Below are 15594 nucleotides of genomic sequence, written 5' to 3' on the forward strand. Positions count from 1 at the left end.
AGCGAAAAAGATGGCTGACATTACTTTGGAAGACATGGATTTTGGTTTCGATTCTCCGGAGCCAGAAAAATCGGCAATTGCCATTGGCGATTTTGTGGTCTTGCGTGACTTTGATGATCTGCCATACACAACTGGTTACGTTGTGGGGAACGTCATCGATCAGGAAGTATGGCTGATGAAAGTGGCCCGCGCAGCGGACGATGGATTGCGAATCCACCCGGGAGAGATTTTTTCGGCTGATCATGTCCAGGGCCACCTTGTAAGCCAGGTAAAAGGCGTTGTTTCGTCTGACCTTGCTGCAGAATCCGCGCTCGACGTGAACATCAACGGGCAAAGCAGCATCATCGTCCCGAACGCTCCAAAAGCGCAGATCATTTCCTCTTTGATGCGGATGGACGAGCAGGAAAGGTTGCCGATCGAATATCCCGGATCAGACCGGATGGCTTTGCCCATCGTAATCATGACGAATGCCGATTATTATCAGGAACGCATTCGCGATCTCGGCGATGGTTTGACTCGCAGGGTCATCCCGAGCAAAGAAATCTCCGGTGTTCTGGACTTCGTTAATGCGGCCGGATTCGTCCTGGATACCGCAGATGGTCGTGTCTATTTGAGCACGGGGCGGGAGATCTCTGAAGAGGACATGACCTGGCTCAAGTCCATCGAGGAAAAGCATGGGCAGGTAGTTTTCCAGGCGGAAGATAACGGCGTCCGGATACAGGATTTGGAAACTGGCAGATCCATCCTCCAGACTGGGCCTGAGATGATCCATGAGCATCTGATGGACGAAATCATCCTGTATCGTGACGAAGGTGTTTTTGGTGCTTCCAGGACCACAAATACCGTCTCCGGCATTGTCTTTGCCGTGCACAATGAATCCTCTGTCGAGATGGTCGCGGAAGATGGTGGGCATTTTCTGGTACATGGCCCCCGCCCGATGACCCCGGAACAGGAAGAAAGCCTGAAACAGGCTGCGCAGGATGGCGCACGGGTAAAAATCGACTATTCGGAGAGTCACTGGGGTGAGGTCGCAAGGGTGAATGAACTGCAGGCCTCTCGTGATCCACTGCTGACCAGCGTGCCCATGAACCTGGCCCCGTTTATAGGCAATCGCCAGGTAGAGGCGACGGAGCATTTGTTGCGGCGTAGTGAAGAACGGCAGTTCTACTCTGACAAGATGCGGGAGCTTTCTGCCATCGTGCAGTCTATGCCATCCACCTATGAGACGGACGGCAAACCGGATGCTGAGCGCCCTGTCAGCCTGCGCTATTTCGGGCCTGGGGACCAGCAATGGTTCATCATTGAGAAGGACCGCGGAGATCCGGAGAACAAGGATTTTGGGCAGACCCAAGCCTTCGGTCTGGCAGATCTGGGCATGGGTTTCCCCGAGATGGGCTACATCAATATCGAGGAGATCACCCGTCTTGGCGCGGAACTCGATTACCACTTCACGCCCACGACGCTTCTGGAGGTCAAGAAGGAGCATTACCCGGAACTGGTGCAGGACACGGCCCCTGCGCTGGATGCCGATCTGGTGGCGCACCTGGAGACCCGCAATCGCGTTCGGCAGGGAGAATTGGGGGCCGACGGACTGCCGTTCAGCGGTGGATCGGAAGGATTCCCCGGTGGTCTTCCTACCGGGCTGGGCGGCGACCCGATTGCCAATGCAGAAGCATTCTTGCGCAACCATGTCATGCGAAATCCGGAGCAGGCTGCACAATGGGTAGCGGCATTGCGCGGCAACCCCGAGGAATACGCGCAAGCGTCTGGCCTGGAAGGGGATAACATCCGCCTCATCGCCGCCCAGATGGAAGGTGGCATCAACCGAATTCGCAGCCCACGAGTCGGCGATCTGGTGCGCTTCGAACCGCACGACAAAGACCCGTTGCACGGCGAACCCTACTCTGGTCGGGTCATCGACGCGCTGGATACCAGCGGCGGGGACATTCGCTATCACCTGCGGGCGGAGACTGGTCAGGATAGGGGCACAGAGGCCACGGTCTATGGCCTCAATGGCTCGTTCCGCCTGATCGACCTGGAGCAAGCCTATGGCTTTGACCGGAATGCACCGGAACACCTGTCGCCAGAGCAAAAAGCGCTTGCAGAGTACTGGGCATTTTACGACCAGATGCCAGAGCGGGCAGAAAAGCTCATGGAAAGGATGGATGAGCGGGCAGAAAAGCTGGCTCCTGCGGATTTCCGCGGCTACTCGGAATGGATGCGGGATTTCTCCAAAGATGCGGAAAAGGTTTTTGGCATCATAGCTGAAGGACCGAATCGCGGTGCAGCCGAGCCAGAAATGAAACTCTCCGATGCTTTCCCTGGGAAATACATTGGGGACTTTCCAGAAGTGCAGGCGGCGCGTCGGCAGGCTGCGCACGTCGGCGAACAACTCAGCGAGTTTGGGGAAAACTTCCGTGAGCGCTTCCGTGAGCGGCTGAAAGCGTACGGCGCTGACTTGGTGAAAGCCAACGATTTCAAAAGTCAACAAGAAATGATTCTGGCCACCTACTGGAAGCACGGCATTGAGGCCGGGCCAGACAGCCCCATGGTAGGTAAATTGCTTACGGCCGTGGAAAACAAGGACCTCAAGACGATGCTGCCCTGGATTGGGCATAACAGCCAGAATCCTGCCACCGAAGAGGCGTTTACCCGCCTGACCGGCGTTGCTTTGGGCAAAACCCAGAAAGCGCGTGTGGAGCAACTGGAAGCATGGGCCGGGCCCGAGCGCGTGGAGGCTTTGCATAAGGAACGATCCGATCTGGCAAAAGCCAGGGCTGAGGAGGAGCCACGCAAGGACTTGCGTCGGGCTTTCGATGCCTTGTATGGCATGAGCGTTCAGGTTTCCGCGAACAGTACAGAAATATTGGACGGCCAAAAATGGATTGAGTACAAGGTGGCAGAAGGCTACACCCACGTGATAAGCCGCAAGCGGGGAGCTGTGGTGCACCGGTCACTGAAGGATCCGGAAACCGAATTTACTTCATCCTTGAAAGATTCTCGATTCCAGAATTATTGCAAGGCCATACAGGCGCTAGAGCCTTCTGGTGATATCGCCAAGGCCATGGAGATGGCCAAGATTCCGCCGGAGTTGCCAAAGAAATCGGAAGATCTGCAAAAGGAACTGGTTTCTGTAGATGTCCACGGTCGAGACGGTGCCAAATATGTCGTTTCTTTGGCAGAAGGTAAGGACGATACCGTAGTGGCCAAGTTGCAAGCCGGCGAAAAGTCTGCGGTCGCTGAACTTCAGCAGGTGTATACGACCGATACGAGTATCCCCTACCTGGGTGCCCGCATGGAACTGGATGGCAAGAGTGTCGGCGTGCGGATCTCCAATGGGGGGAATGGTGCCCTGAACATCGATGTCATGAGCAGAAAAGGAATGTCCGCTTGGGAAAAACTGAACGTGGATCCCTCTCGTGTCCCGGCGAATAGCATTGATGGTCCCGCCGGAGACTGGATAAAGACCATGCTCAGAATCGAGGAAAAGAGCCCGCAGAAAGCGCAAGGCTACCAGCGGTCTGCCAACCAGGAACTGAATCTGGGAATCTGAGTGCCATGATTTTTCGCTATACCCAGAAAGCAAACTTGCAAGATAGGATGGAATGAATCATGGCGTTTTGGGACAAGCTGCGTGGCAACAAAAAGCAATCCGTTTGCAATCTGTGGATCGGGTCATCTGTTAACGGACAAAAAAGTATCATCCCGGACAAAATAGTTTCATCCTGAACAAAAAAGTATCATCCCTGACAAAAAAGTATCATCCTATGTTTTCAGCTTTGGAGTGAAGGTGTATGCTGATCCACAGATCACCAGGTTGGGGATACCTACTATGGCTCGTCGGCGTTACGCGTTTGATGAAGACTGTTAATCAGCGTGCAAAAGTGAACAGGTGCAGGTAGGAATCAGCGTCGAAAACTGAACACCTGCTACCCTCTCGGGATTTGGCCCGGGAGGTACCTGGAGTGCTTTGCATGGAAACGATTGCCAAGATTCGCCTGCTGTACCACGTTAAGAAGAAGTCCATCAGCGAGATAGCCCGGCAGTTTCGCTTGTCGCGGAACACGGTCTACAAGTACCTGCACCACGATGGAGATGTCCCCAAGTACACCCGCCGGTCCTCGGCGAAGCCCCAACTCGGGCCTCATGAGGCCATTCTGCAGAAGTGGGTGGAGACCGAATCGCATCTGCCCCGCAAGCAGCGTCGGACGGCGCGCCGACTCTTTGAGGATCTGCGCAAGGAGGGCTATACCGGGGCCTACGATAGCGTCCAGCGCTGGGTGAAGCACTGGAAGGTCGTTGAGCATCCGGGCGTGCAGAAGGCCTATATCCCTCTAGTCTTTCGCCCTGGCGAGGCCTATCAGTTCGACTGGAGCACCGAGACGGTCGTTTTGGGCGGCGTGACGCACACCGTGAAGGTGGCGCAATTTCGGCTCACCCATAGCCGGATGTCTTTCGTTCGGGCCTATCCCAGGGAGACCCAGGAAATGGTCTTTGCCGCCCACCAGGAGGCCTTTGCCGCCTTTGGCGGGGTGCCCGAGCGGGGGATTTACGACAACCCCAAGACCATTGTCGACATGGTCTACCGCAAGCTCGTTGAGGGACAAGATCGGGAGTTCAATCCCCGGTTCCTGGCGATGATGAACCACTATCTCATCGACCCCACCGCCTGCACGGTGGCGGCCGGCTGGGAGAAGGGGCAGGTCGAGAACCAGGTGGATACGCTGCGCAAGTGGTTCTTCACCCCCACGCCGCGCTTCGATGACATCGACCAGCTCAATGCCTGGCTCTGGCAACAGTGCGTGGAACGCGCGCAGAGCGAGGCTCACCCCGAGCAGAAGGACCGCAGCATCTGGGAAGTCTTCCAGGAGGAGCAGTCCTCCCTGCGCGCCTTTCGGGCAACCTTCGATGGATACGTCGAGGTGCGGGCGCGGGTGTCCAAGACCTGCCTGGTGACGGTGGATCGGAACCAGTACAGCGTGCCGGCCCAATACGCGGGCCAGTACCTGCAGGTACGCCGCTATGTGGACCGTATCCTGGTCCTGCACGAAGGCCAGGCGGTGGCCAGCCATCGGCGGCATATGGGGCGCGGCCAGGTCTTCACGGATGTCATCCACTACCTGGATGTCCTGGAGCGCAAGCCCGGTGCCCTGCGCAACGGGCGCCCCTTCCAGGAGCTGCCTCGCGCCATCACCTCAGTGCGTCAACGGCTGCAAAGCAAGCCCTTGGGGGATCGGGAGTTCGTCACCGTACTCCTGATGGCACGGGAATACGGCATCGACAATCTGGAAACCGCCTGCGCCATGGCCCTGGAGCAGGGTGCCGTGAATGCCGCGGTGGTACTGAACCTTATGCATCGTTTGGCGAATCCGCTGCCCCCGGCCCCGGTGTGTACGCCGGAGGCTCTGCGTTTGCAGGATGAGCCCCGTGCGGACTGTGCCCGCTACGACTTGCTGCGGGGGAATGCCTATGTCCACTGAGCTGCTGCAATCCCTGCGTGCTCTGCATCTCTATGGCATGGCCCTGGCGGTGGAGGATTGGATGGACCAGCGCCTACCTCAGGATCCCGAGACGTGGTTGGGGCAACTCCTCGCCGCGGAAAGCCAGGAACGCAGCAATCGTAGCCTCCTCTACCAGATGCGTACCGCACGTTTCCCCGCCCAGCGCGGCCTGGAAGACTTCGACTTTACCGAGAGTCCCGTGGACCAGAAGGCGCTACAACGACTTGCCGAGGGCCACAATCTGGGCGCCGCCCACAACATCATCTTCGTCGGTGGTACTGGGACCGGGAAAACCCATCTCGCACTGGCTCTCGGACACGCTGCCATCTACCAGGGCCATCGTGTGCGCTGGTTCAACGTCGTCGATCTGGTCAATCAATTGGAGCAGGAAAAGACCCGTGGCCAGAGTGGCCGCCTGGTCAAAACCCTGCTGAACATGAACCTCGTCGTCCTCGATGAGCTGGGCTACTTACCCTTCTCCGAGTCCGGTGGCGCCTTGCTCTTTCACCTGATCAGCAAGCTCTACGAGCACACCGCGCTGATCGTCACCACGAACCTCTCCTTCGGGGAATGGGTCCAGGTCTTCGGCGACGCCAAGATGACCACCGCCATGCTCGATCGCCTCACCCACCACTGCGACATCATCGAGACAGGGAACGACTCCTACCGCTACAAACAGCGCCGCTCTCTCCCCCTCTGAAACTGTTCAAAATTGGACGCTGACACCTGTTCAAATTTCGACGCTGATTGACATGAAGACAAAATCGCGCGCTTCCAGAAAGAAGGGCGAGGGCGAGGCCGCGGTACAAGTTACAAGCCGTGGCTGACCATACAGGATGTGGCCTCCCATGGCCGCTCACATCGAATTGCCGGAATCAAGACCGGCCGCGTACACCACCTCCTCTCCGACATCGAGCGGGATGCTTTTTACCAGTTTGACTGGGCGGATACCGTTACGGACATCCGCGAGCAGTATCCCCTCGACCGTGAATACACCCGCCGTATTGCCGCGGATCTCGATATAAAGCATCCGCGAGACGCCGCTACGGAAATAGTCATGACTACGGATTTTTTGGTCGATATCGCTTATGAAGGGAAGCTGAGGCAGTTGGCCCGTGCCGTCAAGCCCGCCAGCGAACTCGAAAAACCTCGCGTCATCGATAAGTTGGAAATCGAACGGCGCTATTGGGTACAGCAGGGCGTGGACTGGGGAATCATCACTGAGCGAGATATCCCCGAAGCAATGGTCACCAACATTGCATGGCTGCATCCCTATATTACACTTGACCAATTGACCGCGCCTTACGAAGGTTACTATCAAGAAAAGGCACGCCTGCTGTTGCGGGCACTCCCGTCCCATCCCGCAACCACCTTGAGGCAATTCTGCCTGGCCATGGACCAGAAACTTGCTATGCATGTGGGCGACAGTCTCCTGCTTGTCCGTCACCTCTTGGCACGGAAGGCGATTTCCTGTCCCATGGATACGGCTATTACGGACACCTGGCCATTGCGTCAATTTCAGGTGCCCACGGAGGAATCCAGGAGGGCCAGCGGATGAAGGATTTGTCTGTGAATCTTTTGCTGGAGTTTCCGGAGGAACACCGAGTTGAGCGTGTGCTCTGGATTGATCCGGGAATGCGGGGTCTATATGCCATCGACATTCGCGATGCCAATGCCCTGCCAGAATTCTACCAAGCGGAAGAAATAGAGAAGATGCGCGATGCCGGCGAGTGGCGTGTGGTTGAGAATGACCCATGGCTACTCGCACTGGCGGATGAAAACATATCAGAGATCTACCGGGACAAACGCGACTCCGCTTGGGAGACGATTCGTCCGCTGATTTTTGATCAACCGGCCATTTTCGATGCCATTGCCCGTAGTGAAGCGGTTAAAAGGGGCATGGAAGAATCTGGAGTAACCAAGCAAACGATTTACCGTTTTCTGCGCCGGTATTGGCAGCGCGGCATGACACCCAACGCTCTGCTGCCCGATTATGCGCGGTGTGGTGGGCTGGGCAAAGACAAATCCGTTTCTGAAAAAAAACGCGGGCGCATTCCTGATCGAGACGATCTGGGCGTCAACGTGACGTCAGAGATGCGGCAGCTATTTCGCGCTGTTGCCACAAAGAAGTTCATCACCAATAGTCAGTTGGATTTTCGAGGTGCCTACGACGAGCTGATCGCCGATAATTTTTGCGAACGCGTCATCAACGAACACACCGGCCAGCAGGAACTGGTTCCGCAAAAAGATATTCCCAGCTTGCGGCAATTCCGCTACTGGTATGAGAAGGATAACGACGTCTTCCGTCTGGATCGTATACGCCGCACCCCCAGAGTATATGACAAGGATATGCGGGCAATCCTGGGATCCTCCACGGCCGAAACCGTTGGCCCGGCATCGCGTTATCAGATTGATGCCACCATCGCGGACGTATACCTGGTTTCCAGATACGACCGCACCATGATCGTGGGGCGACCCGTACTCTATATCGTGATAGACGTCTTCAGCAGAATGATTGCGGGCGTATACGTGGGCCTGGAAGGTCCGTCCTGGGTCAGCGCGATGATGGCGCTGACGAACGCCGTAACGTCAAAAGTGGCCTATTGCCGTCAGTTCGGTGTTGATATTCAGGAAGCGGATTGGCCGTGTCAGGCCATGCCCGACGTATTGCTGGGCGATAAGGGAGAAATTGCGGGCAAGACCATAGAGACGCTCATCAAGAATTATCAGGTGCACGTCGAGAATGCCGCACCGTACCGTGCGGACTGGAAAGGCATCGTGGAACAGCGGTTTCGTTTGCTTCCCGCGCGTTTCAAGGCCTTTACGCCGGGCTTTGTTGCTCCGGATTACCAAGAGCGCGGCGCCAGGGACTACCGCCTCGACGCGACTCTCGATATAGACCAGTTCACCCGCATCATTCTCTACTGCATCCTGTATTACAACAATCAGCACCCGCTCAGTGAATATGAAAAGTCACCGGATATGATCGCCGACCGGGTACCGGAAATTCCTTGCGAGTTGTGGGAGTGGGGTGTTGCCCGTCGTAGTGGCAGCTTACGCGCATTCGCGCCGGAAAAAGTCCAGTTGAGCTTGATGCCGAGCGACGATGCGACCGTCACCGCTACAGGAATCCGCTATGCGACCTGCTTTTACACCTGTGAAAAAGCGATGGAAGAGCACTGGTTCGAACGCGCACGCCAAAAGGGACGCTGGAAAGTTCGAATTTCCTATGATCCTCGCCACATGGACGAGATTTATCTGCACGAAGACGTCAAGCGCGGGAAATTTATCCCCTGCACGCTCACAGAGAAAAGCCGTCATCATCGGGGTCGAATGCTATGGGAAATTCTTCAGGTAAATGGCGAAGAGAGGCGAAGCCAAAGGAATCATGAGCCGCAAGTCCTTCGTAGCCGCATCAACTTGAATGAAAAAATTAAGGGGATCGTGAATGAGGCGGAAGCCATGCGATCGGAAGCACCTCCACCCTCTGGCAGCGCGCGTCAGCGGACAGGAAACATCCGCGAAAATCGTAGCAAGGAGAGTCAGGAAAACAGAAAGCGGGAGGCTTTCAGGATGCTTCCTCCCAGTGAGGAAGCGCCGGGAACTGCGGCAGTGCTGCCTTTTCCCAAAACAAAAGAGGCCGACGATTATCGTCTCCCCGGGATAGCGGATATTATGCGCGGGCAACGGGAGGATCAGGGTGATGACGACCACGGCGGATGAGGACCTCACGTTGCCCGAATATCGGGATAACCCCTTTATCGCGAAATTGCCGCCTCCCATGTCAACGCATGACGCCTTGCTGGCCATGGCGGCTCCACCCACCTTCAACGCGGCGGAGCGCGGTTATCCCGCGCATCTGCGCGCCCATTGCATCTCGCGGCTTAAAGGCTATTTTGAGCCGCTGGAAACCCACCTCAGCCTGGAAGCAAAATTTGGCCTTCTGATCCGTCAAGGTTATCTGTGCCGCAACCCCACCACGGCTGACTATACCCGCCGCGTCCGGGAAGGCGCTACCCGGGTATTTGAAAAGGATCTCATGGCCGGCGGACGTTCTGTCCGGTCAACCGCGAGCAGTTTTGCGCTGATTGGATGTTCCGGCATCGGCAAAAGCTACGGCATGGCCAGAATATTGGAGTTATATCCGCAAAAAATTCACCATGCCGAGCCCCGCAGTATCGACCAAGTGGTTTGGCTCAAGCTGGATAGTCCGCACAAAGGGTCGCCCAAGCAGCTTTGCATCAGCTTCTTTCGGAGCATGGATGACTTGTTGGGCACGCGTTATAGCGCGCAATTTGGGAGTAGCCGGCGATCTGTCGATGAGATGATGGTGCATATGGCGCATGTCGCGAACTTGCACGCATTGGGTGTGCTGATTGTCGATGAAATCCAGCACATTCGGGAAGCGCCAGGTACTGGGGCAGAAGCGCTGTTGAACTTCCTCGTGACCCTGGTGAACACCATTGGTATCCCGGTGATCCTCATCGGCACGATGGGCGCGCTGCCCCTGTTGCAGGGAGATTTCCGGCAGGCACGTCGAGCGAGCGGTCTGGGGAGTCTGGTTTGGGAGCGCATGGAGAACGAGCCGACCTGGAATTACTTTGTCGAGCGAATGTGGACCTACCAGTGGACGCGGGAGATATCCCTGCTTACCGACGAAGTCCGTCGGGTATTATACGAGGAGAGTCAGGGAATTGTGGACGTGTTGATCAATCTCTTCATGATGGCGCAGCTGCGCGCCATTCAGCTCGGGGTTCTGAACCGTCGCCCTGAACGTATCGACGCTGGTCTGTTGCGGCAGGTGGCTAGTGAGCACATGCGGCTTATCGCGCCCATGATCAATGCGTTGAAACGTGGGGATCGCGAGGCGATCGCACAATATGATGATATCCGCCCCATGCAGGACCAGGTTCTGCAGGTGTTCAGCGACGCGCTGAGTTGCATGCCAGGGCAACCTGTCCTCGCCATCCGCTCTCCGGTGGCTTCGGTCACGACCGAAAAGGCGGCAAGCACGCATCTGGATGTGCGCGGCATCCTTCTGCCTATCTTGGCGCAGCTCGGGTTGGCTGGGGACATCGCGGAAATCCTGGTGGCGGAAGCCGAAGCAGAGCATCCGGGCCTGTCTGCGCTAGATCTCGTGGGCATTATTACGGCTAAATTACGTGATCGCGCACCCGCCAATCCCTCTAAGAAACCGCACAAGTCGACTACAATCGCTACTAAAACCGCGAAAACACCCCTTCCCGTGGATGCGCAGGACCTCCGGACGATCATCTCGGCCAAAAAAGAGGGCGTATCCGCTTACGACGCATTGCTTGCGGCGGGCGCCGTTAAACCGCCGATGGCCGATCTCGCGAGCTGAAAAAGCCGCCCGTGTTGGCCTATTTCCCGGAAATTTATCCCGACGAACTGTTATACAGCGCGCTTGCGCGTTATCATCGCCACGTTTGTTCCAGAAGCCCGAAACACACCCTGTATGATCTCTTTGGTGAAACCGGGGTGCGGGCGACGGCGGGATTGCAAAGCCGCGTGGCGGCGTTGAGCCAAAGAATACCGGCCGATCGCGGACTCGGTCCGGAAAGGCTGACCAAGGATTTTACCCTCTACCGTTATTACACGGCATTCGAGCCGAAGTCAGTGGGACAATCCGTACTGGCGTCATTAACGGACGGCCCGGCGGATGCCGTGCATGTGCGTCTGGGTATTGCGGCGAGCGCGATTTCGGCTCCGGCATACTTACGGTATTGTCCCATCTGCCTTGGCGAGATGTTGAACCGCTATGGAGAAGGATATTGGAGGCGCAGCCATCAACTCCCCGGCGTTCTGGTTTGTCCGGAACATGGCGCGGCCCTGGCGGACAGTGCGGTCTCTCAAGGCGCCAGTAACCAGCACGAATTCATCGCCGCGGATCAAAAGAACTGTTCGCCTGTGGCGGTACTCCCTTCTTGGGCGGGTAGCCCGCGCCAAGTGACGCTGTTGCAAGAGATCGCCAAGCGGAGCGCGGCGTTGCTCGATCATCCGCCAGTGCGCTTTCGTGATTGGGGTGCGTATTATCGGAGCGCAGTGATTGATCGCGGCTTCGACAAAGGCAAGGAGAATGTCGCTCAGAACCTTCTCAGGGAAGCAATTTTAAGCCTGTTTGAACCAGTAATCGACCTTATCCCCGGTGGTCTCGGCGGCGATTGGCCTACGGCCATGGTACGGAAACACAGAAAGGCATTTCATCCGTTGCGGCATGTTCTATTCCAGATTTTTTTGGACAAACGGTCGTCGCAACGGCGGACGGCACCCCCCTTCGGCAAGGGACCGTGGCCCTGCTTCAATCGTCTGGCAGACCACTATGGGCAGAATGTGATCCACGAGATTGCTGTTCGCCATGATCAGGATCGGGTGATTGGTCGATTTTCCTGCGCCTGCGGATTTGTGTACAGTCGAGAGGTGGGATCAAGGAGTTCGCCGCGCATTTTGGACTTTGGCCCCCTACTGGATGATCAAATCCGGCAGAAAGTGGCGGAGGGCCTGGGACTCAGGGCGGTAGCCGGATATCTTGCCATTGATCCGGGGACGGTGAGGTTGCACGCCTCCCGACTCGGGTTGAACGTGCCCTGGAAGCCCTTAGCCGCACGACATTCCCGAACATTGGTGCCAGACTGTGATGCCATAAGAACACGGTGGTTGGACATGCAGCAGAATTACGCTGATTTGTCACGTCGGCAACTGGCGCTCCTGCTACCCAAAGAACACTCGTGGTTGTACCGCCATGACAGGGAGTGGTTGGAGCAACACTCACCAACGGCACTGCACAAGAAATGGTCTGATCAGCGTGTGGACTGGGAGACATTGGATCGTAGCATGGCGATCCAACTGCGTAAGGCTGCGCGGGAAATCACTCGGGAGGTTCCGCCGCAACGCGTTACTCAGGCTGCTTTGGAGCGCAAGTTGGGGCGGCCACTCCGGATGTCAGAACGACAGGTAAAACTGCCTAAAAGTATCGGCGTGCTTGGCGAGGTCATGGAAACTACCGATGCGTTTCGGTTGCGTCGCATTGTCTGGGCTACTGCAGAATTGCATCGCCAGGCGTTGCCTGTGCGATCGTGGCGGGTACGCCGCTTAGCAGGGCTGCCTTCGATAGCTTCACCGAGCGTAGAAACCGCCTTGGCCGCCTTGGAAATAATGGCTGGATCCTCTGAGGTATAAATTGATCAGAATAGACGTATTGCGCAAAGTGCCTGAAGATTTGACGCTACACTGGCTGGTTGGAGTCGAACAAGACGATAAAAAGGGGTGGCGGGTACGTATAGTCACCTGCGGCGTGTCGTCAGGCAAATTTGCCATGTGGAGCGTACCTATTGGGCTGTTCCCGGTGCTGGCACTCGGTTATCGCTTCTCCGAAGGTTGGTTGCTCCCGATAACCTACGGCGAATATTCGGAAGTGATTATTCCCAATCTGGCGGCAGGAGAGGAAATCAACTCGTCGGACATTCCGCCAGAATTATATTCGTTTGAAGGCAAATCACAGGGGGTGCAGCGGCTCTTGCGTTATCGAGTGGATCAGATGGAGTATTTGGTCCCGACCATGGAACTCATCCGTAGCCTGTTCCTGCATAATAAAACGCTTGCCAATCATATTATGCAGCCTGGAGGCGTCATGACGCTCTTCAGGCCGGTCGAACCTGGGTTTCATCCTCGTCTGCAACTCGATTATACCCAGCAAATGCCGGTGAGATCACTCAAGAGGTCATTTATCTTGGAATTTTCTTGGCTGGCGGTGGATACTGAGGGGCAACGCGCCTGGGACAGTGTCTACGAACGGACATTCAAACAAAAGTATATGACCTTTGATCCTCCTGATCTGCATGACTGTGGAATTAAGTTTCGTGGAGTGCGGAAAGGAAATCAGTGGCTTATCTTAGAAATCTCCGAGTTCACGGGGAAGAGGGTACCCTGTGATGTTTTGTATTTTTCTCATCCGTCGCTGGGGAAAACGATTACGGTGCGGATGCCAAAAAGCCAGCCCAAAAGGCGTGGACCAGGCGGTGGGTCGTCATCCGGTGACGTTCCTGTCATAGACACGGTAGGTTCGGGTAGTAGGACGGATGTTCATCAGCCAGCCCTGCCGATATTGACCAGAACCAGCATTTTCGACCGGGAAATCGAAGTGCGTCGGGTGGATAAAAAAGATCGGATACGCGTTATCAGGCGTAGAAGCAAGAGTGCCGCGGGTACCAGTGAAAATGGAGGAAAGACCCGAAAATATCGGGGAAGTGGAAAAACGCCACCGCCTAAAGTGAGCGTTTCCCCTGAGTCTCTGCACGACGATCTCCTGCCCATGGAGTTTCAGGTGCTTGCGGTCGAGAAAGGTGAAGGTACGGACGATCTAAGGCGATTGATGCAGGTGATCCGGACCATGGCGAATGGGCTAATAAATGTCCGTGTTTTGACGGCGCTGTGTCGGCTTGAAACCGGGCAGGCCTTTTCCATGGTTGGAAAGCGCCAAAGATTATGCCTGGTTGCCGTATTTTTCCAGGAAAAGGCGTTCCCGGTGGTGTTGCTGGATGTGGAGCATAGTAACAAAATGGCCTTGTCTACGCTGTTGCTGCGATTCAAGGGTAGTATCGGGCTTCGAGATATCGAAAACCATATCCTGTCGATTCTCCACCGGCTGGATTGTCGGGGAGGGCGTTGGGACATTACAGAGAATGAAGGCGACCAGCTTGCCCGATATGAGCGGCTGCGGAAGGTGATGAGACCTGATCCGGGAGGTAATGAGCAACAACAGAATGGCGTTTGGGCAGCAAAACTGAGGAAAAAGCTCTTTGAGTTTCCCGGCCCATCCGCTTCCACGTAGTGATGAGTATCGCGAGGCTTTCATGCCCCAGCCTTTGGTTACCGAAGAAGGCGGATTGTGAAAAGTTCTCCATCCTCAATTAGCTGAGGCTCGGTGCCATTGTGTTCCCTCCCCGATGCATTTGATGAGGGTTGGCAGCTATATCTTTCGGCATTCAGCACCCGGTAAAGGATGTCAAAGTCGAAAAGGGCGGTGCGGCGACTGGTGCTCATCGCCGAATCGTGGGTTGTTGAGTCGGTCTGGAGGCCTTGCAGGTGATTCGGCTGACCAACGGGCAGTCACTGGAGTTTATTCTGGCCGTGCCTGCGCGCTTTGCCCGCCGCCGAGTGGCGCCCGCCCTTCATTGTCGTCACTGATGTAGGGCGATCTCTGGATCTCTACGCGGAGTTCACTCGTTCCGGCGGCACCTACGTCCCCTATCCCGATCCCGGCCATCACCGTATCCGTTTGCAGGACCTGCGCGATCCCGTCGTAGTCCAGCGTTTACGCCAACTCTGGAACGACCCGGACAGTCTTGATCCCAGTCGCCATGCCGCCCGCGTCACCCGCGCCATTGCTGACCGCCAGCGGTGCTGCTCCCGGCGCGGATCGGACCGCGTTCACACGGGATATGGGCGAAGCCTTGGAGCAGTACTATGCCGTGGCGGCGGCTCAGGCGCCTTCCTTCGCTGAAATCGTGAACCAGTTCAGCCGATTGGGTCAGCGTTACAAGCTCCGAATACTGCGCCAGTTCTTGTTCGCTTTCAGGGCCTTTATCATTGTGGAGTCGGTGGCGCGCGACCTGGATGCTCGTTTCAACATGCTTGCCACCTTACAGGCCTTTACGCCGCACTTGCTTGCGCGGCAATTCCTCCCCGACATGACAGAAGCCTTTCCCGGCGCCTATCGGGCGCTCTTCACTTTGCGCCGGGCCCTGACAAGGTTGCCTGTTTCACTCACCCGTGCGTTACAGCAGTTGGCTAAGGGTGAACTGACCGTAACGGTTGCCAACGCGCCTATGGAAGAGATCCCGCAACACCTTGATCGCGCCAGCAACCGCCTCAGCCTGAGCCTGATCATTGCGGCCGTTATCATCGGGTCATCCCTGGTCATGGCCTTCCACACCGGTCCCCACTATCTGGGGATTCCGCTCCTGGGCCTCCTAGGCTATTCGGTGGCCAGCGCACTCGGCCTGTGGTGGGTGATAGCGATCCTGCGTTCGGGGAAGTTCTGATCAGCGACATGCTGACTGCTTCCCGACCCATG

At 56.4% G+C, this 15594-nt stretch carries 11 protein-coding genes; 10 read left to right on the forward strand and 1 reads right to left on the reverse strand.

Features of this window, described 5'->3' with window-relative positions; all coding sequences use genetic code 11:
• The first annotated feature begins 10 nt into the window (after positions 1-10).
• The 3 genes from M5D89_RS10455 (at position 11) to istB (ending at position 6201) form a co-directional block, all read left to right on the forward strand.
• Entirely contained in the window at positions 11-3553 is a 3543-nt protein-coding gene (locus tag M5D89_RS10455) for a DUF2958 domain-containing protein (protein ID WP_248885778.1), read from the forward strand.
• Between the two features lie 421 nt (positions 3554-3974).
• Positions 3975-5480 (forward strand): IS21 family transposase, encoded by a 1506-nt coding sequence (istA, locus tag M5D89_RS10460; RefSeq protein WP_248885659.1) that lies wholly within the window; start codon positions 3975-3977, stop codon positions 5478-5480.
• Positions 5470-6201 (forward strand): IS21-like element helper ATPase IstB, encoded by a 732-nt coding sequence (istB, locus tag M5D89_RS10465; RefSeq protein ID WP_283102980.1) that lies wholly within the window; start codon positions 5470-5472, stop codon positions 6199-6201. Before istA ends, istB begins: the two co-directional genes overlap by 11 nt.
• A 156-nt stretch (positions 6202-6357) precedes the next feature.
• Here istB and M5D89_RS14345 read toward each other — a convergent pair whose 3' ends face one another.
• Positions 6358-6531: a hypothetical protein gene (locus tag M5D89_RS14345; protein ID WP_248886485.1), complete on the reverse strand. Its 174-nt coding sequence runs from the start codon at positions 6529-6531 to the stop codon at positions 6358-6360.
• Here M5D89_RS14345 and M5D89_RS10475 point away from each other — a divergent pair.
• The 7 genes from M5D89_RS10475 (at position 6505) to M5D89_RS10505 (ending at position 15562) form a co-directional block, all read left to right on the forward strand.
• Positions 6505-7059, forward strand: coding sequence for a TnsA endonuclease C-terminal domain-containing protein (locus M5D89_RS10475; RefSeq protein WP_248886466.1), 555 nt, complete (start codon positions 6505-6507; stop codon positions 7057-7059). The two genes, M5D89_RS14345 and M5D89_RS10475, sit on opposite strands and share 27 nt — an antisense overlap.
• Complete coding sequence (locus M5D89_RS10480; RefSeq protein WP_248885779.1) at positions 7056-9224, forward strand: transposase family protein; 2169 nt, start codon at positions 7056-7058, stop codon at positions 9222-9224. The genes M5D89_RS10475 and M5D89_RS10480 overlap by 4 nt, the downstream gene beginning before the upstream one ends.
• Complete coding sequence (locus M5D89_RS10485) at positions 9205-10863, forward strand: ATP-binding protein (protein WP_248885780.1); 1659 nt, start codon at positions 9205-9207, stop codon at positions 10861-10863. The genes M5D89_RS10480 and M5D89_RS10485 overlap by 20 nt, the downstream gene beginning before the upstream one ends.
• 11 nt (positions 10864-10874) lie before the next feature.
• Positions 10875-12698: a TnsD family Tn7-like transposition protein gene (locus M5D89_RS10490; RefSeq protein WP_248885781.1), complete on the forward strand. Its 1824-nt coding sequence runs from the start codon at positions 10875-10877 to the stop codon at positions 12696-12698.
• A 1-nt stretch (position 12699) separates the two neighbouring features.
• Positions 12700-14349, forward strand: coding sequence for a hypothetical protein (locus M5D89_RS10495; RefSeq protein WP_248885782.1), 1650 nt, complete (start codon positions 12700-12702; stop codon positions 14347-14349).
• 312 nt (positions 14350-14661) lie between these two features.
• On the forward strand, positions 14662-15021 hold the full coding sequence (locus M5D89_RS10500) for a hypothetical protein (protein ID WP_248885783.1): 360 nt from the start codon (positions 14662-14664) through the stop codon (positions 15019-15021).
• Complete coding sequence (locus M5D89_RS10505; RefSeq protein WP_141738605.1) at positions 14960-15562, forward strand: hypothetical protein; 603 nt, start codon at positions 14960-14962, stop codon at positions 15560-15562. Before M5D89_RS10500 ends, M5D89_RS10505 begins: the two co-directional genes overlap by 62 nt.
• The last annotated feature ends 32 nt before the right edge of the window (positions 15563-15594 follow it).

The sequence above is a fragment of the Acidithiobacillus acidisediminis genome (assembly GCF_023277115.1).
GTDB classification, from domain to species: domain Bacteria; phylum Pseudomonadota; class Gammaproteobacteria; order Acidithiobacillales; family Acidithiobacillaceae; genus Igneacidithiobacillus; species Igneacidithiobacillus acidisediminis.